This window comes from Nostoc sp. LEGE 12447, assembly GCF_015206985.1.
Lineage (GTDB): Bacteria > Cyanobacteriota > Cyanobacteriia > Cyanobacteriales > Nostocaceae > Nostoc.
Map to the genome: position 1 here is coordinate 1 of NZ_JADEXT010000034.1, position 18,099 is coordinate 18,099.

Genomic DNA, 18,099 nt, shown 5'->3' on the forward strand with positions numbered 1-18,099 from the left:
CAATGGCGTTCAACTTGAACGGTTTCAACTTCAACCAATCAATCATTGACTCTGAAGGTCGTGTGATTGCAACTTGGGCTGATGTAATCAACCGCGCTAACCTGGGTATGGAAGTAATGCACGAGCGTAACGCTCACAACTTCCCTCTAGATTTGGCTGCTGGTGATGTTGCTCCTGTAGCTCTTACCGCTCCTGCTATCAACGGTTAATTCTCAAGCATTAACTCAATTAGCTAAATAAGAAAGCGCTCTCCCACTTCGGGAGGGCGCTTTTAATTTAAGTTAGCAACAGAGGAGGTATTTACTAGATACCTCTCTAAGAATTACGGAAGTTCATCGGAAAATACTAAAAGCTGAAACCATGAGCGGGATATCAAATTAGCGAACAACTTTACAATGGTTCAAGAACCCTGGTTTATCGCGGATATAAAGAGACTGACCAACAGCCTGTAGTCATCAAGCTGCTGAAAAAGCCTTATCCCAGCTTCACAGAACTCTTGTTGGTTCTAGATATACATAGCAAAGTAATCATTGTAGATTTCCGTATTAGTCATAACTGTGATTTCTATTTGTTTCTTTTCTTCATCTGTAGCCAGACTCATGGCCGGGCTTAAGCTATCTTGGGGGATAAAATCACCACAGTATTCATTGGCCGGTACTGTTGCATTCATCTTTTGAGGATAACTCAATTTGAGATTATTCATGATTGTAATGAATTGACTACGGCTGCGTTCGCGCAGCGCTCCGTAGGAATCGTTAAATCTAGGATTAAAACGCTTTTCTTCGCCAATGGTGGAAACTGTACGTCCTTTGTAATCATGGGCGGGATATACCAAGGTATCATCTGGCAAGGTGAATAAGCGTTGTGTCACCACATCGTATAGGGTTCCAGGATCGCCACCTTGAAAATCTGTGCGTCCACAACCACGAATAAATAAGGCATCACCAGTTAATAAGTGGGTTTTGTTTACCAAATATGCTATGTGACTAGCACTGTGACCTGGTGTGAAAATTGCTTCGATCGCTACCGATCCCACATCGATGATTTCGCCACCGACAAGAGAGCGATCGGCTTTCGTGACAGCAGGATTCTGGGGAACGATCACCTGACAGCCTGTTTGTTGCCTAAGTTTGCCTGCCCCTGTGATGTGATCGGCATGAAGATGAGTTTCTAGACAATAGCGTAGCTTTAATCCTAATTCATCTAATGATTGCAAATCGCGGTCAACTTGCTCTAATACAGGGTCAACTAGAACAGCATCTCCTGTCTGTCGATCGGCAATCAGGTAAGTATAACTACTAGTTTCAGGGTCAAAGAATTGCCGAAATAGTAAGCTTGACTGGGGTATTTGTGAGCCACCATCGCCTGTTTCCTTATTTAACAGCATTGTGGGAATCGGACGCACACGTACTGGCAGCGACTGCAATAACGCTTGAGATAATTCCTGCGCCTGCACCCGTAATTCTGGAACAGCAATAGTTTCCCACAAGTCGCCTTTGCGAGGAGTTCCCAAGGTATACAGCAGTGTCGAAACATTACTGTCTGCCGTATATAAAGCACCGTGGGGATCTGCATCTAATCCTAAGCCGATGGCATTGGGGCGAATTAATCCTTGCGATCGCAAATCAGCAATTAGGGGGTGAGGCGATCGGCGATAATCTGCTGCTACCCCGGTACAATTCACTACACGGTGGACGTGTAAGACAGTATTAGCATGGGTTTTGCGCTGGCATACAGTTACGGCTACACCGTCCGGCAAAGCTTGATATTCCCGAATCCGTCCGGCAGAAATGTTAAGTTGACCAGAATCCAACATTTCAGTGACAACATCCGCCACTTTGGGGGCAATGCGGTGACGATGTACGTCCCAATAGGCTGTTAGATGACGCAAAAAGCGCTGCTGTTCCTTGGTCGGTAGTTTTTGCCAAATTTTCTGAATTATGGGACGCAGAGAATCAATTACCGATCGCCAGTCATAGCCTTGGGCAGCTGCAACTTCCACCTCGGAACGCAGCCGCCGTAACCAGCCGCGCACACTTTTTGGTGAAGTCTCTGGGGTCAAAAAGCTAGGATAAGGTTTAGCTGCTTGATGTTTTTGGGGAAATAACCCTCGTCGAGATATAGCATAAATTTTGCCCCGATGTTGGCGATCGTGCAGAGATAAAACCATATCCACCATCGTTAGTCCTGTACCAATTAGCAGCACAGGCGCATCAAGATCGAGGTCTGCTAGGGCATCGGCTGACCAAGCATTCCGCAGATAACTTTCATTATTGCTGTCTGCGCTTTTGATTGCGGGTGGTGTAGAAGGCGAGTTTCCCAACGCCAACACAACTTTATCTGCGGCAAAACAGCGACCACTACGCAGAGAGACGCTCGTGCCTTTTTCTTCAGGCTGTATCCCCACGACTTCATCAGTCAAACGTTCTAGTCGTACATCACTAGGTGCTGTGGCTTCTGCTTCTGCCAAAATCGACTGAATGTACAAACCATAGACCTTGCGGGGAATGAAGGTACTAGCATTGACTTCTTCAGGAAAAAATGACGCTAATTCGTTGCGATTGTACTGAAGCCAACGCAGCAGATGTCCGGGATCGTGAGGAAATGCACTCATGTTTCCGGCTGATACATTCAGCAAATGACAGTTGGTATTCGTGCTGTAGGCAATTCCCTTCCCCATTTGATGACTGCGCTCAATCAGCTTAATGGTGAGAGGTTGGCTGGCAGTTTTCAATAAGTGGGTAGCAACTAGAGAACCACTAAAGCCTCCGCCAACAATAGCGATCGTGGTTGAAGTCTGATCAGTCAAAAAACTAGGGTTCATGGCGATTTCACTTAAAATCGATAATCCCGCCGATTGAATAAAGTCTATTTACTAAGATTAAAGGTATTTATTTCCAACTCAGATGAAATAATTAGACTTTACTTAACTTTACTTAGTATTATTCTCTATAATAATACCTTGCTTTCAGGTATTTAACGCCTGGTTGACTGACAAAAGTCTGAGGTCAAGAAATTGAAGCAGAGAAAAAAGGAGGCGCAGACTTCCAGAAAAAATAATTTCGTCGGACTCTAACTGTTAGCTAAACACAGATAGAGGAATACAAGCGACCTCCCCCTGTTTAACGTATTGTAGATATCGTTAGTCTGCCATCTTTGACTCCGGATAATCAATAAAATGTTAAGACTTTATCATTTATTACTAGGTTCTATTTTGCTGGTGTCAATACCACTGGGAGCAAAATTTGTTCTTCCCCAATTTTCTCCACCCAAAGAGGTAAAATCCCCTGCCGTTGGAAAACTTCCCGCCTCTAATGAGGGTAATATCTGGCAGAAAATCCTGGGAAATACTGCTGCTCCCACTAACTGGCAAGTTGCCGCTTGTGAGGGAAATGCACCCCTGTTGTGTGTCTCTTCCAGAGGCAAACGTTTGGGTACAGTTGAGATTAACATTTACCCACTAACAAACAATGAGGATTTCCGAAAAAAACTCTTAGCAGCCGGTATTCCAAGTGGTTCCCAAGTAGACTACCAAAGTTCCCAATACCAAACCCAGGTATTACCAGTACTCAAGGCCTGGGTTGCAGACCACTATGCTGCATTTGCGAAAGATCGTCAGAGTCAATATGGAAAAGAGATTACTTTCTCAGCCTACCCACCGCAACCAGTACCGATTGGTAAACTTCAGGGAATCCGCTATGGCTTCGCCGGACTCAAGGAACAAGGTGGAGTAAAAGAGCAACATATCGGTCATGTTGCCTTTGATGGCAGTAAACTTTACGTAATTACTACTGCATTTGATCCAGGTACGCAGACAGGTAAGTTTGAGCAACTGGAAAATTTGGCTATTTTTCAACCTTACTTATATGCGATCGCATCCGATCTACGTTTACCCTAATGGTTATGGGGTATGGGCATTGAAAAGAGGCAGAAGGAATTGGGAATTGGGAATTGGGCATGGTTATTTTCCTTGTCCTTGTCTCCCCCTGCTTCTCCTGCCCCCTTCCTATTCCCCACCAGTCCCCATCAACCTAAATCTCAGCCACCGCCCGTTCAATCAAGCGACGTGCTAAAGTTTGCGTGCCAGTGTGTTCATAATAATTAGTAGATACATCCAAGAATGCAGCCAGGTAGTCTAACTTATCATCTGCAATATCGACAAAACTATGTAAGTTGCTAACTACCTTGTGTGGCGTTAAATTATTCGCACTGACAATACCACTCATCCAACCTTTAACTGAGTCAAAACTTTCGCCGATAAAGTTGAGTTTACTACCAGCATTGTTGCCTGGAATCACATCTTTGATATTTTGGAAAGTCGAGTTCTGTTCTAACTCATTGGGACTTGTTTGATTAATCCCAGATATGGCTTTGCTGATGAAGTCTGGGCCTAGAGGTATTAAACCATCAACACAAACTAATGCCACCATGCGGATGAGTGACTCACCACTATACTCACCTAAAGAGGCGACAAAATCGCCAATGCTGTCTCCAGGAATGCCGTTAATTTGACAGAAAGCTACCAACTCAGCCACTAACTTTAATGTCAAATCGATGGTTTGGGCTTTGTCTGGTTTGGGAGTGACAGAGTTTAAAAAACCCAATAAAGGAATTTTTTCGCCAACTTTGTTAGCTAAAGCGGCTGCACCGAGAGCTTTATCTGTACCATCAACGGTTTGATATAACCACAAAGCTGTTTGGTATCCTTGGGATTTGTCATTGAATAGATAAATCGCTCTTTCACCAATTTGTTGAATTAAATCTTCGTCGTCTTCGCCAGTGACGGTTTTAATGGTGTTGACAAAGCCGACGGTATTTTGCCACTCCCCAGGAGCAACAAAATCGAGGGACTTCAACATAGAAATAGTCAAGCCACCGGTTGGCAATTGATCGACTAAATCAACAATCGATTTGCTCACAAAAATCTCCTTACTTAGGTTTTGTTATCTTCAATCTTGGCAATCCGGCTTATTTCAGTTTAGCCAGACCATTAAGATTAAACTTCTCTAGCCAATCTGCGCGATCGCTAGCTGTAAATGACGAATCGCGGGAAAGTGCTTTTACTTGGTACTTGCCTACCAAAATTGCAGTTTGCGTCTTACCAACTTCTACTGCGGGATAACCGCCAATTTTCTTGGTGCTTTTCGAGAACTTTGCTGCTGTACTAGGTGTGCTGGTAGTATCAGAGATAGACAGCAATGCTACATCTTTACCACCTTTTTTCAACTTCGCTTCTGCAAAGCCTTTTTTCTCTTGGGTAAAGACACGCTGGTAGCCATCACCTGCACTAGGGAAAAGTTTATTAAACTCGCTACCCTGAGTTGCGTTCTTAGCCACGGCTTGACCGCGTTTTTGTTGAGTGCTTTCTTTTTGCGCCTGGTCAAAACGTCCAGGTGCTTTTGGGCTACAGGCTGTTGTCAGTAGTACCACTGACAGCAATAAAGCAGCTACCACCCTACGCCCACGATGTAAAATCATTCTTGGCTTCTCCCTATACTTGAACTTTGAGGCAATTATCTGCGCTGCTAGCAATTATTACTCGTAAAATTTACTTTTTGATAATTATTGCTTAAGTGCTTAACATACCAATAAACTCAACGCAAAAATGCCACCTTTTGGGCTACGGTGTACACGCATCTCTATACGAGATATGCAACAACGTTAGATCCTCCTAAATCCCCCGATAAATTGGGGGACTTTGACTCCTATTCCCCCCTTTTTAAGGGGAATCTAAATGCTGTGGGACAACTTTAAAAGACTTGTGTGTACACCGTAGCCCAAAGGGAGAGGCTAGCACCAAGCAGGTTTCCCCCATGAGCAAGTGGCGTGGATTTAGGAGGATCTAAATGCTGTGATTTTTTATAGATAAGCATTCAGGTTTGATCAACCAGGGGGCCAGTCTAATTGCCGTCCTCCCAAAATATGCAAATGTAAGTGATAGACAGTCTGACCACCATCATCACCAGTATTGATCACAACTCGATAACCGTTTTTCAGTCCAGCTTCTTCTGCAACACGTTTGGCTGTTAATAAAAGATGCCCCAACAGAGCATGATCCTGAGATTCAGCATCAGCTAGTGTGGGAATGGGTTTTTTAGGAATGACGAGAATGTGTACAGGCGCTTGGGGGTGGATGTCTTTGAAGGCCAGGGCTAAATTATCCTCATAAACAATATCAACGGGGATTTCCCGACGAATGATTTTGCTGAAAATCGTTTCTGTAGTTTCACTCATACCATCTACCTAATCATCTGCTAGAGATTTTAAAGGTTTTTTTCCCCAAAACCCGATAAGTATTGGTACAGTATCCACCTTTGCTCAGATGAAATTTTGCCTCGTTAAGCGTTAAGTAGAGAAAAAGACATCACCTTTACAAGAGTATGAATATAGCAATTTGGGCGCTGAAAAGCCGTAATTACACTGAGGCTAGCGCCTCAGTACTTTCTATCTTCGGTATTCGTAAATCCATCAGCACCCTTTTTGAGAACTGATGCAGATCAAAAATGCTAAGGGTACGAAAACTTTAATTCCAAAATGTCCGCATAGGATATTAATTTTTCCCAATACCGGAAGCTAAACTCGATCTTCATCCGCTAGACAACTTATATATTTTGTAAATCGGACAGGATGCTTAACCTACAATAATAATGCTATATATTTGTAGTTAAAAATTTTAATAAACCACGAAGGCTTAAAAATCACAAAGCCGGACTTTTGCAAAACAACCATATTTGATGAGTAAATCAATTGTTTCAACAAAACGGCTCGGCAGTCAGTTAATCCTCTGGTTGCTTGAAGAAGATCGACGAGAGAAGGAAGGGCCTTACCGCAAGGAAGAAGCACATCGCCAGCATCCTTGGTGGCAGGTAATGTGCTTGACTGGTGTAGATTATTTCTCCACCCTTGGCTATCAACCTGGGATTGCAGCACTGGCGGCTGGCGCTCTTTCTCCCATCGCTACCCTGATTCTAGTTTTGCTGACGCTTTTTGGAGCATTGCCAATCTATCGGCGGATTGCTGCCGAAAGCCCTCATGGTGAAGGGTCGATCGCAATGTTAGAGCGTTTGCTACCTTGGTGGCAAGGCAAATTACTTGTGTTATGTTTACTCGGCTTTGTGGCAACCGACTTTATTATTACCATTACGCTGTCGGCTGCTGATGCTACAGCCCATATTATTGAAAATCCCCTTACCCCAGACTGGTTTCACGGTCAGACGATCGCAATCACCCTAATATTAGTTGCATTACTAGGCGCAGTTTTCTTGAGAGGTTTCCGAGAAGCGATTGGGATTGCAGTAGTCTTGGTAGCAACTTATCTGCTGTTAAACTTCATTGTCGTTAGCGTCGGTGTATACCAAATTTTAACTCACCCAGGAGCGATCGCTAACTGGCAGACTGCACTTTTTGCCCGCCATTCCAATCCTTTTATCTTAATCGGTATATCTCTTTTGATATTTCCCAAGCTAGCACTGGGATTATCAGGCTTTGAGACTGGCGTAACCGTGATGCCCCTTGTTAAAGGTAACAGCAGTGACACTCGCCAATATTCCAAAGGGCGGATTCGGAATACACGCAAGTTGCTCACCAGTGCTGCTTTAATTATGAGCTTCTTTTTGCTCACCACTAGTTTTATAACCACTTTACTGATTCCAGTCGCAGAATTTGCTTCTGGGGGAAAAGCTAACGGACGCGCCCTTGCTTATTTAGCACATTTGCATCTAGGCAACGCCTTTGGCACAATTTACGATCTAAGTACTATTTCCATTTTGTGGTTTGCAGGTGCATCTGCAATGGCGGGGCTGCTGAATATTGTGCCTCGCTACCTACCACGCTATGGTATGGCTCCTAATTGGGCACGAGTAACACGACCTTTGGTGTTAGTCTACACTGCGATCGCATTTGTTGTCACAATTATCTTCAGGGCAAATGTGGAAGCCCAAGGTGGGGCTTATGCAACTGGTGTGCTTGTATTAATTACCTCAGCAGCCTTTGCAGTCACCTTATCAGCCCACCGTCACAGAGAGAAGCGGGCAAAACTGGTTTTTGCTACTATTACACTGTTATTTTTATATACCACTATTGTTAATATCATCGAAAGACCAGAGGGGATTAGGATCGCTGGGTTTTTCATTGGTGCGATCATTTTTACCTCGTTGGTTTCTCGTGTTTGGCGTTCAACGGAACTGCGAGCAGAGCGGATCGAAGTTGACGAACTTGCTGCCCAATTCCTTGCTGAAGAGAGCCAAGGAGCAATCCGACTGATTGCAAATCGGTTGAATACGGGTGATGTCCTAGAGTATTTTATGAAAGAGAAAGAGGTACGCGAGGATAACCATATTCCGCCCAACGATCCAATTCTTTTTCTAGAGATTCAGGTATCAGATGCTTCAGAATTTGCGGATATCATCAAAGTAAGAGGGGTGCAAGTTGGTGATTATCGCATCTTGCGGGCTGAGAGTGCAGCAGTCCCCAATGCGATCGCAGCTTTACTGCTGTATATTCGTGACCAAACAGGTAAGATTCCCCATGCCTACTTCGGTTGGGTTGAGGGAAATCCCATACAATATTTACTGCGTTTTATCTTGTTTGGTGAGGGCGATATTGCTGTAGTTACCCGTGAAGTACTCCGGCGGGCTGAAAAGAATCCCCAGAGGCGACCTGGTGTTCATGTCGGAGGTTGAGTAAGCATCTTGAATGATTGAAGAGGAAAATGACATATATTTCCCCAAAAACCCTTACATTGGCAGACTTTCTCTCCCAATACCGAGATAATCCCCGCTATGAGTTGGCTGATGGAGAACTAATTGACATGGAACCCACTGGGCCACACGAAACAGTGGGTGGCAAACTAGCAACCCAAATTGGTATCTACTTTGTTGCAGAACAACTCCCTTGGTTTATTCCCCGCACTTGTTTAATTTACCCCTTTGCAGATACAGCTACAGTTCGTCGCCCTGATATCGTAGTTCTTGATGAAACCGCTCTCAACCGTGAACCTCTTTGGGCGCGAGAGCCTGTAATTACGCTGGGACAATCCATTAAACTGGTGGTTGAAGTTGTTAGCAGCAACTGGGAAACTGACTATGCACGCAAGGTTGAGGAATATGCCCTCTTAGGCATTCCTGAATATTGGATTGTAGATTATCGAGGATTGGGCGGTGTGGCATTTATTGGTAAACCCAAACAACCTACTTTCATTGTCTGTCAATTGGTTGAAGACACATATACTCAACAAAAATATCGGCTAAATCAATCAATTAACTCACCGCTTTTGCCTAGTCTGCAACTTCGCTTAGATGACATCCTGCCTTGTTAACTGTAAGTGCAGAAGAACAGTGAAAAGCTTAGGTGTAGACCGTCGTAGACATCGCCTGCTTTAAAACTATCTGAATGAGTGCGATCACCTTTACGAGAGTATGAATATTCGTGGTGCGTAGGCGTAGCCCGTCGTAGACATCGCCTGTTTTTACACTATCACCAGAAGTGCGATCGCCTTTACAAGAGTATGATTAGGGATGTGATCGCCTGTTTTAAACCTATCACCAGAAGTGCGATCGCCTTTACGAGAATATGAATACTAAGGGTACGATTGCTTATTTGATACAGTTGCTAAGAATGAGATCGCTTGCTTTAATCCTATCAAAGGACTACTCACTAGCTGCTAGCTTATCAAGAATTTCTTCACAATAACTAATAACTTTGCCTGGGCTTATCGTTTTCCAATCTGACCACTGATATGAAGAATCGAAATTCTTAATTTTATCCTCTATGTTCTTCATTTCATCTTGGGAAAGCTTTCTTTCTCGACCATAACCATTGTTTGATAGTCCCCATATGATCGCTATAAATTTAATTGTAATATTTTTAATATCTGTAGACTCCATATGAATTTTTACAATGTCATCCCCATCATCAAGTGCACCTAAAGTACCTAAGAAAGCTCCTCCAGCAAGCCCACCTATTTGTGCACCGAATAATGCTCCTGCCCCTGCTCCAAGTCCTCCAGTGAGCAAACCTGTAATAGCACCGACTATGGCAGCCCCGGCAGCAGCTCCAAGTACACCACCAGTACTCGCAAGCCCTGCACCCCAACCTATCCTGGCTGCAATATTAGCTGATGATTCTATTGTTGTCTTTAACTCTTTTTTAGGTGCAGTTGGATACTCAGCAGCTACCTTATATAGTTCCTTAACATCGTGTACAAAGCCTACAATTATTGCCTGTAACTCTCTCACCATCTTATTCTTGGCTGTCTCCTGAGAGAAGGAATTCTTTTTAGTTGCTACCTGGAACTCTTGTATTTCAGTAATACAGTTAGCTAACATAGAAAGAGCTTCTGTGAGAATTTCTTTCTGTCTATTTTTAAATTCATTTAAACCTTTAGAAAATAAAGCCTGCTCTTCCGAATTTAAAACGCGGTAAATAGCGTCATAAATTTCATTTATCTTTGAAGGTTTATCCCAATGGGCATCGAAAACAATAGTATCCTCAACACCTTGTTTTTTTAACTCTTCTTTCCAGAGATTAATCCGGTTATCAACTATTTTTTGATTGCTAGCTTCTAACTGTTTGCTAGCTTGATTTAAAATTCCTATAACTTTAGGCTGAATATTTACAACCGCTTCAATTTCTTCGATATAAGTTTCATCAGGAACAACACTTAAATTTCCTACATAGAAGACGACGTTACTTTTTCCTATAGCCTGTATTGCATCTAGATCCAAATTCATTTTTTCTTCCCAAGCCTTAGGGAGTTTGTATTCAGGATTTTCATCTATTTGTTGCCGATACATATTGTATGTTTGAGCATAACGAAAACCAGGAGTGTCTATGAAATCAGCTTGAAGTCCTTGATAATAGTATGCAGTACTTTGTTTAGTAACATTTTTTTGATCGCTTACATCCCCAATAGTACTTTTCATTAAAGTTCTGATAAGAGTAGTTTTTCCCGTATTTGTGTGTCCAGCAATTGCAATGCTTATCTTTTGTGATGTCATATTTATCCTCTTGTTTTAATGAGAGATGAGTGAAATAGAAGCGTATTTCTAAAATGTCACTGGCAATTTTGAGAACTTGTAAGGATGGAAGTCTACCTAAAACAGCTTAATACTGGGGAAATTACAGCAGTGAAAAGGGTTGAAAGTCTTTTGTTATATGACTTTGTTCTGAAAATTTGTACCTCATTTACCTGCAATCTGTTGTAAAAACTGTTGGCGACTAAACGCGCACAACCCGAAAGCCGATGCAGTTTTTCTTGCTGTCGTGGGTGTCCCAATTGCGAGCAGCAGAACGGCACTTCATAGGTTCGTCCTTCCAAGAACCACCACGAAGCATTTGATTATTACTACCAACCCATGCACTGCCATCATTTGGCGCTCCCTCATAATTAAAGTGCAAATGGTCGGCACACCACTCCCAAATATTTCCGTGCATGTCATATAATCCAAAAGCATTAGGAGCAAAGCTTCCTACTGAAGTGGTTTCGTTTTGCTTTCGTCCTTTGGGTTCATCTGCAAAGGTTACGTTAGCATCGTAATTTGCTAAATCGCTGGTAATCGTTTCGCCAAAATAAAATGGTGTTGTAGTCCCCGCACGACAGGCATATTCCCATTCTGCTTCAGTGGGGAGACGGTATTTTCTTCCTGTTTTAGCAGAAAGTCTAGCACAAAATTCCATTGCTTCATCCCAGGAAACTGTATCTACAGGATGATCATTAAAGTCATGAAAATTGAAGCTAGAGGGATAGGGTTCAAGATCGCAATTAACTCTAGGTAGTTCTGCTACTAGTCTCCATTGTTCCTGGGTGATAGGGTATTTACTAATAAAGAATGGCTGAACCACTACTTCATGCAGAGGTTTTTCTTCATGGCCTCCTTCCCTTTCTGGTGAACCCATCATGAATTTGCCAGCAGGAATAGCGGCTATTTCTAAAGTGATACCATTTCCTAGATCCTCTACAAAATATTGGGCTTGACACTCTTCTAATTTGATTCTTTTTCCTTTAGTGTCAACGGTCACCACTTCATCAGGTACAAGTTTTAACAAACTTAGCCATTCTATCGGTGTCTGAAGACGTTCTTCCGGTTGTAGCTTCATCCCTGCAAGAATTGCTTGATTTACCCTGTTGCTAACACTGTGATTAAGATTTTGAGGAGGTGTGAGGGAATTTATTGATCTAGCATTTGCATGTTCTGGATCAGTTTTAGTCAACAAATAATAAAGTGTTGCAGCTAGGGCATAGACATCGGTATAACGTCCTTCTCTTTTATTCGCAGAAAACTGTTCGGGCGGGGCGTAACAGGCTGTTGCTGATTTTGTCAACTGGTTTGTTTTATTTGGAATAAAATGCCGTGCTAATCCAAAATCAATAAGTACTGCTTCATTAGTTTTAGCACGAAGCATAATGTTTTGTGGGTTGATATCCCTGTGTAGCCAGGAATTTTTATGAAGAATATTTACTGCTTTGGCAATCTGCTTGATATACCGCAATGCTTTAGTTTCTTCAAGGAAACCTTGTCTTTCAATGTGCTGTCTCAAGTTTTCCCCTTGAATGTATTCCATTACCATACATGGTACTTTGCCCCAGTTACCTCTTTCTTCCTTAAAGAAGTCTTTAAATTCAACGATATAACGTTTTATATAGAACCTATCGTCTTCTTGTATAAATGTACTCAATTCGTATAACTTCTGTATTTCATCCCAAAATCTTTTCTGATAATCATGATAATTTGCTGCTCTTAGTAATTCATCTTTTAAGGTTTTAATAACAACTTTATTATTCTGTTTGTCTCTGGCAAGATAGGTAATACCATAACCACCTTCTCCCAGTTGTTGTTCGATAATATAGCAGCCATTATTCAGTTCTTGTCCAGTTTTCCACATTATATTTACTTTAGATTATCCGACCTATTTAATAAAATAAAATTCTGATAAAATACATGTAAATAATATTTTATACATGATTATTGAAGGAATTTTTAGGTCAGTATTTTACTGATAAAATCTAATTTATTGTTTTCTATTCTCATAAATTTTCTTGCTATTTCTTGTAAATTTTCTATATTAGATTTACTGGCATCATCTAGAGCGTCATTAACATTCAATAAGTCAAGAGATACTTTTTTGTTATCTAAATCTATTTCTGGATATTGTATCTGAAATCGATAATATTGTCTGTTTTGAATACTGTTTTGCAATTTAGTTGACAATAATTGTTCCATTTGGTAATCTACAACTTCACTTTGTCCATTCAAGACCATATTAATCAGCGGGTCTATCCACTTAATTTGTCCCCAGTTATATATATCTTCAATATTCAATTTACGAGACTTTCTTCCTGTTCCTAGCGATACTACTAATATTTCATCTAAAGATATGCTTTCCCCTGTCTTCATCTTATAAGAATTTATTGTCTCTAGAATTGCAATAGAAGTTGGATTATTTGCAAATACTCCTCCATCAACTAATGTATATCTTGGCTCAGAATGATTATAGACATCAAGAGGATAAGGTTTAAAATATGTAGGTGCTGCTGAAGTTGCCAGCGCAGCCTCTTGCATTTTATAGCCTTCACATACTATACGAAAATTTTCAGAATTTTGATATTTTCGTTCTTTTTCTGGGTTACTTGTGAAGAAAAACGGTATTCTTAAGTTTGTAGCATAGCTAGGAATCAAAACTTCTGTCAATGCTTCACTTATATATGTTTCTCCTAAACACTCCTTAATGATTTCTTCTTTTCCTTTTATAGTGTATTTAGTTTGAAACAAATCCGTAGGATTTATATTTTGTATCCCTAGAATATTCAAGCCAGCTTGGACAGTTGATAATCCGATTTGATTTAGAAGATTTTTCTTTCTTCTTTGGAAGATTTTACTTCCTTGGTTTTTATATAGATCAACCAAATCTATAGCTGTAAATTGAGGTGTAGTTTTATCTTGTTTTGGTTTTGTAAGACCCAATGCCAATATACCTCCTGTTGAAGTTCCTGCAATTAAGTCAAATAACTTACATATTGGCTTTTTTGTTCTATCTTCAATTTCCGCTAAAATCATCGCTGGGACAATACCTTTAATTCCGCCGCCATCGATTGATAACACTTTAGCCTTGAAATTCATAGCATTACTCCTTAATATTTACGGTTAGTAAAATATAGTAGTTACATAATCCCAGTTTGCGAAGTTTCCCTTGCTTACACGGGCAACTTTAGCAAGTTAAGTTCAACTTCAGACTTTCGCAAACAAACGAGATCGATCGCCATCATCACTCAATCTAAATGAGTGCGATCGCCCCCTATGCATTTATGCAAATTAAAACTAAGTGATTCTACTAAGCCTAGAAAATAAGCCCAACATTGTCACTAGCGAAATGTTGGGTTTTAAACCTATCAAAATGTGAGGTCGCCAAGATGGGACTACAACCTGACAATCCCCCGATTCAGCGCGGTGACTAGGGCTTGAGTCCGATCGCTAACATTCAACTTACCGAAAATATTATTGGTATGGAACCTGACGGTACTCTCCGCAATATTAAGGACATTGCTAATCTGCTGGTTATTCTTGCCTTTGGCGATCAGGCGCAGTACCTCTAACTCACGATCGCTCAATTCCTCACTACCCATCCGCTCGGCTAGTTTGGCTGCTATAGTGGGCGGAATATATCTTTGACCTTTATGAACAGTGCGAATTGCATCCAAGAGTTCATTCGGTTCAGCGCCCTTGAGGAGATAGCCCTTTGCACCCGCCCGTAATCCCCGATAGATATCTTCATCACCATCAAAGGTAGTCAATACAACGATCCGGGCGTGTTTAAACTTAGCACAGATGGCTGCGATCGCATCAGCACCTTCCATCTTCGGCATTCGCAAATCCATCAACGCTACATCAGGTTGATGTTGATGGAAAAGTTCTAACGCTTCTCGCCCGTCGCCAGCATGGCCGATTACAGTCATATCTGACTCACATTGAAGAAACATTGTTAAAGCTTGTCCCAAGATGGGATGATCGTCAGCAAGTAGGATGCGAATGACATTGGATTGACTCATAATCATTTACTCTCGGTAGACTAACACTGAAACTTCTGTTCCCTGTCCTGGCGAACTCTGAATTGTTAGTTTTGCCCCGATGCGTTCAGCCCGTTCGCTCATAATTAAAAGACCAAAGCTGTTGATAACAGATACACTCCCTATGTCAAACCCTTGACCATCATCTTTGATTTGCAAGCTGCACTGGCTTTCTTGATACACCAGTTCAATTTGGATTTCTCTAGCTTGGGCATATTTGAAGGCATTGGTTAATGCTTCTTGTCCAATGCGGAGTAGGTTATTTTCAACATCTGGAGACAAGGGGTATATCTCGCCTATTAATTGACAGACAATATGTGTATTGGTAGGGGAAAACATCTGAGTGGCGAAGCGATTGAGAGCATTAAAAATGTCGCCGTCCTCCAATAATTGCGATCGCATTGCTTTGATCGAACGGCGTGCTTCAGTTAGCCCAGAATGAGCTAAGTCTCGCCCTGCTTTGATTAATTTCTGTGCTACTTCTATATCTGTCGTCAGTTTTCGTGAGGCGGTGTCTAAGTGGACAATAACAACGGTGAAGGCTTGTGCTAAAGTATCGTGAATTTCCTGTGCCAAGCGGTTACGTTCTGCCAATACAGTTGCTTCTTCAGCCTGCTTACGACTAGTGATATCCTGTATTGCAGCCATCCTGATGGTACGCCCACGATATGACATGACTCTGGCTCTGATCTCAGCCGGAAATGTGCTTCCATCCTTACGCAGACAAACGGTTTCATAAATTCCTTCATCTCCTGAGCGAATCTTCTGCATCACCTGTTCCCGATATTCAGGAGCAGTAAAATCCATCACACGCATACCAAGCAACTCAGAAAGTTCATAACCAAACATCTCAGCACAGGTTTGGTTAGTGTCTAAAAGTATGCCTTGTTCGGTAATAGCGATCGCTTCAAATGTTGCCTCTGCTAATAGCCGAAATCGCGTCTCGCTTTCTAGAAGCGCTACTTCTGCCTGCTTGCGTTCAGCGATTTCTCGTTGTAGCTCCAGGGTACGTTGAGTAACCTGTTGCTCTAAAACGGAATTATAATCAGCTAGGATCTTCTCTGCTTTTTTGCGTTCGGTAATATCAATACAAACAGTGAGCGCATATATTACTTTCCCTGATTCATCAAAAATTGGGGTGCTTAAAACTTCTATAGGGATAGTTTTATTAGGGTGGCGAAACTCCATATTATCAATGTGGACTGTTTTACCTGCCAAAGAATACATAATTGGTAGTTCATCAGTAGGGTATAAGTAGTCAGTTTCAGCTAGATAAATTTGATAATATTCTGCTATTTTTTCGGGTTTGATAGATGGCAATAAGTCTACGCTGATTAATTTTTGCACAGCTCGATTATTATAGTAAATTTCCCCATACGGATCGTTTATCGAAATAGCTACAGGCACAGCATCAAGAAATTGCTTCAGGCGGGTTTCACTCTGCAATAAAGCCTTATTTAAATCCTGCATTTCCGAAAATTTTGCTTGGAGTTGATCCGCCATATTATTAAATGACCTGGCTAATTCCCCCAATTCATCGGAACGCTCTATTTTTATTCTTTTTTCCCATTCACCTTGAGCAAGTGCTAAAGCTGATTTTTTTAAAGCTAGAACTGGTTCAGCAATCCACCGTAAAATCAAAACACCGACAGCTACAGCCACTATCAAAGCAACAATACACAGCACAATAGTGGTGCGGGTATTAGCATTAATTTCTTCCATGAAGTCATCTTCTGGGACGACTACCACAATTAACCAGTCAAGTCCTCGATTATCTTGAAAGGGTAAAACTTGAATAAACTGCCGCTTACCATCTATCGAGAAATATAATTGCTGTGAGCTATTAATTGACTTAAATTGATGAAATTTATTTTTTAAATATTTACTAGCAAATTGTGTTTTTTTATCATTACTATCTATAGCCAAAAATGGCTTAATTCTATTCTCTGCTAATTGTGATTCTAAATTATTTGAGCGGAAGGGCTTTTCATTAGTTGAGGTTGCTACCAATCTTCCAGATTGACGCTCGATAATAAAACTTATGCCTGTTTTAGCAATTTTTAAATTTTGCAGAAAAGTGCCAATTTTGGATAAGTTTAAATTTGAGAGTAATACACCTTGCAAATTGCCCTGTTTATCGTAAGCAGGCTGACTAGCAGCGATGTACAAGGCAATACCAGAATTATGAGGATAAATTTTACTCCAAATTGGTCTTTCTTGTGCTATCGGTTTGTTATACCAATCACGTCTTTGAGTATCATAAGGTTTGCCAAAATCTTTTATTCCCGTGCGTGTGCCTTGTTTATCAGTAGTATAAGTCCGTAAGTTATACTTAGTTGATTTACCAGATGCTCTGATTGTCAAAGAGCCATCAGGAAATATTTCTGCTGAAATAAACTCTTTATTCGTATTTGCAAATCCAATTAGACTTACTTGATTAAATACTTCTAACTGGTCAAAAAAATAATGTTCTAAGACGGTCAAATCTTGTACATCTAATTGACCAAGTTTAATAGCATTAGCATTATTCTGATTAATTTGTTGGGGAGTTTCAAGAAAAGTATGCAGATTCTGCTGAACACGCTGGCTAATTTCACTTAGTAGCCGTGTGGCAATATTATTTACTGCTTTTTGCCCATTTTTGAATGAGAGATAACCTGTTAAACTCACCACCGCTAAGATTTGCAGAATAAAAGGAATAATCAGAACGGTTCGCAGAGAAGGTTTAACGGTAAGAAAAAGAAAGTATTGAAGATATGATATTTTGTTAAACAATAAAATATTCCTTTTATTGTCAAGATTATAAAATTTATTTGAGAAATTAAACTTCCGAAAATTTTAAGTGTCTGAAGCAGAAGTAGTTCAGGCTTTTTTAACTCATCTTGCATTCACTACAGCAATTTTATTTTGATTAATAATGAATGTTTCCTTTAAGTTGTATGGTCAGCACTTTTCTTTGGATAACATATATGAATTTTATGTAGGAGTAAAAATAATTTTTGCATAATCTAGTTCTAAAAAATGCATACACAAAGATT

13 protein-coding genes and 1 pseudogene are annotated in these 18,099 nt (G+C 41.0%); 5 read left to right on the top strand and 9 right to left on the bottom strand.

The features are described from left to right. Positions 1-209 (top strand): annotated as a pseudogene (locus IQ274_RS26590) (photosystem II q(b) protein); the annotation flags it as partial. 296 nt (positions 210-505) lie between these two features. On the opposite strand, the gene IQ274_RS26595 reads toward IQ274_RS26590, so the two are convergent. Further along, entirely contained in the window at positions 506-2,809 is a 2,304-nt protein-coding gene (locus tag IQ274_RS26595; protein WP_228058383.1) for an FAD/NAD(P)-binding protein, read from the bottom strand. Positions 2,810-3,178: 369 nt separating this feature from the next. Here IQ274_RS26595 and IQ274_RS26600 point away from each other — a divergent pair, with 369 nt between their 5' ends. After that, a complete protein-coding gene (locus tag IQ274_RS26600; protein WP_190936242.1) occupies positions 3,179-3,898 on the top strand; it encodes a hypothetical protein in 720 nt (239 codons plus the stop codon). 133 nt (positions 3,899-4,031) lie between these two features. Here the strand turns inward: IQ274_RS26600 and IQ274_RS26605 are convergent, their stop codons facing one another. The 3 genes from IQ274_RS26605 to IQ274_RS26615 form a co-directional block, all read right to left on the bottom strand. Then, positions 4,032-4,919, bottom strand: coding sequence for a hypothetical protein (locus tag IQ274_RS26605; RefSeq protein WP_163938027.1), 888 nt, complete (start codon positions 4,917-4,919; stop codon positions 4,032-4,034). A 49-nt stretch (positions 4,920-4,968) separates the two neighbouring features. Then, positions 4,969-5,478 carry a hypothetical protein gene (locus IQ274_RS26610; protein ID WP_163938024.1) on the bottom strand — a complete coding sequence of 170 codons (510 nt, stop codon included), beginning with the start codon at positions 5,476-5,478 and terminating at the stop codon, positions 4,969-4,971. 405 nt (positions 5,479-5,883) lie between these two features. Continuing rightward, positions 5,884-6,234 (bottom strand): histidine triad nucleotide-binding protein, encoded by a 351-nt coding sequence (locus tag IQ274_RS26615; protein WP_012408957.1) that lies wholly within the window; start codon positions 6,232-6,234, stop codon positions 5,884-5,886. A 500-nt stretch (positions 6,235-6,734) separates the two neighbouring features. Here IQ274_RS26615 and IQ274_RS26620 point away from each other — a divergent pair, with 500 nt between their 5' ends. From IQ274_RS26620 to IQ274_RS26630, 3 genes are all read left to right on the top strand, one after another. Then, positions 6,735-8,681: an amino acid transporter gene (locus IQ274_RS26620; RefSeq protein ID WP_194143971.1), complete on the top strand. Its 1,947-nt coding sequence runs from the start codon at positions 6,735-6,737 to the stop codon at positions 8,679-8,681. A gap of 29 nt (positions 8,682-8,710) precedes the next feature. After that, positions 8,711-9,316 carry a Uma2 family endonuclease gene (locus tag IQ274_RS26625; RefSeq protein WP_194143972.1) on the top strand — a complete coding sequence of 202 codons (606 nt, stop codon included), beginning with the start codon at positions 8,711-8,713 and terminating at the stop codon, positions 9,314-9,316. Between the two features lie 78 nt (positions 9,317-9,394). Beyond that, positions 9,395-9,574, top strand: a complete 180-nt coding sequence (locus IQ274_RS26630) for a hypothetical protein (RefSeq protein ID WP_194143973.1) — start codon at positions 9,395-9,397, stop codon at positions 9,572-9,574. A gap of 73 nt (positions 9,575-9,647) precedes the next feature. Here the strand turns inward: IQ274_RS26630 and IQ274_RS26635 are convergent, their stop codons facing one another. The 5 genes from IQ274_RS26635 to IQ274_RS26655 form a co-directional block, all read right to left on the bottom strand. Next, on the bottom strand, positions 9,648-10,997 hold the full coding sequence (locus tag IQ274_RS26635) for a GTPase (RefSeq protein WP_194143974.1): 1,350 nt from the start codon (positions 10,995-10,997) through the stop codon (positions 9,648-9,650). 220 nt (positions 10,998-11,217) lie between these two features. Next, positions 11,218-12,882, bottom strand: a complete 1,665-nt coding sequence (locus IQ274_RS26640) for a bifunctional serine/threonine-protein kinase/formylglycine-generating enzyme family protein (RefSeq protein WP_194143975.1) — start codon at positions 12,880-12,882, stop codon at positions 11,218-11,220. A 95-nt stretch (positions 12,883-12,977) separates the two neighbouring features. Then, positions 12,978-14,117 carry a patatin-like phospholipase family protein gene (locus IQ274_RS26645; RefSeq protein WP_194143976.1) on the bottom strand — a complete coding sequence of 380 codons (1,140 nt, stop codon included), beginning with the start codon at positions 14,115-14,117 and terminating at the stop codon, positions 12,978-12,980. Positions 14,118-14,413: 296 nt separating this feature from the next. Further along, positions 14,414-15,043, bottom strand: coding sequence for a response regulator (locus tag IQ274_RS26650; RefSeq protein ID WP_228058384.1), 630 nt, complete (start codon positions 15,041-15,043; stop codon positions 14,414-14,416). Between the two features lie 6 nt (positions 15,044-15,049). Beyond that, positions 15,050-17,836, bottom strand: a complete 2,787-nt coding sequence (locus tag IQ274_RS26655) for a PAS domain S-box protein (protein WP_194143978.1) — start codon at positions 17,834-17,836, stop codon at positions 15,050-15,052. Positions 17,837-18,099 lie beyond the last annotated feature (263 nt).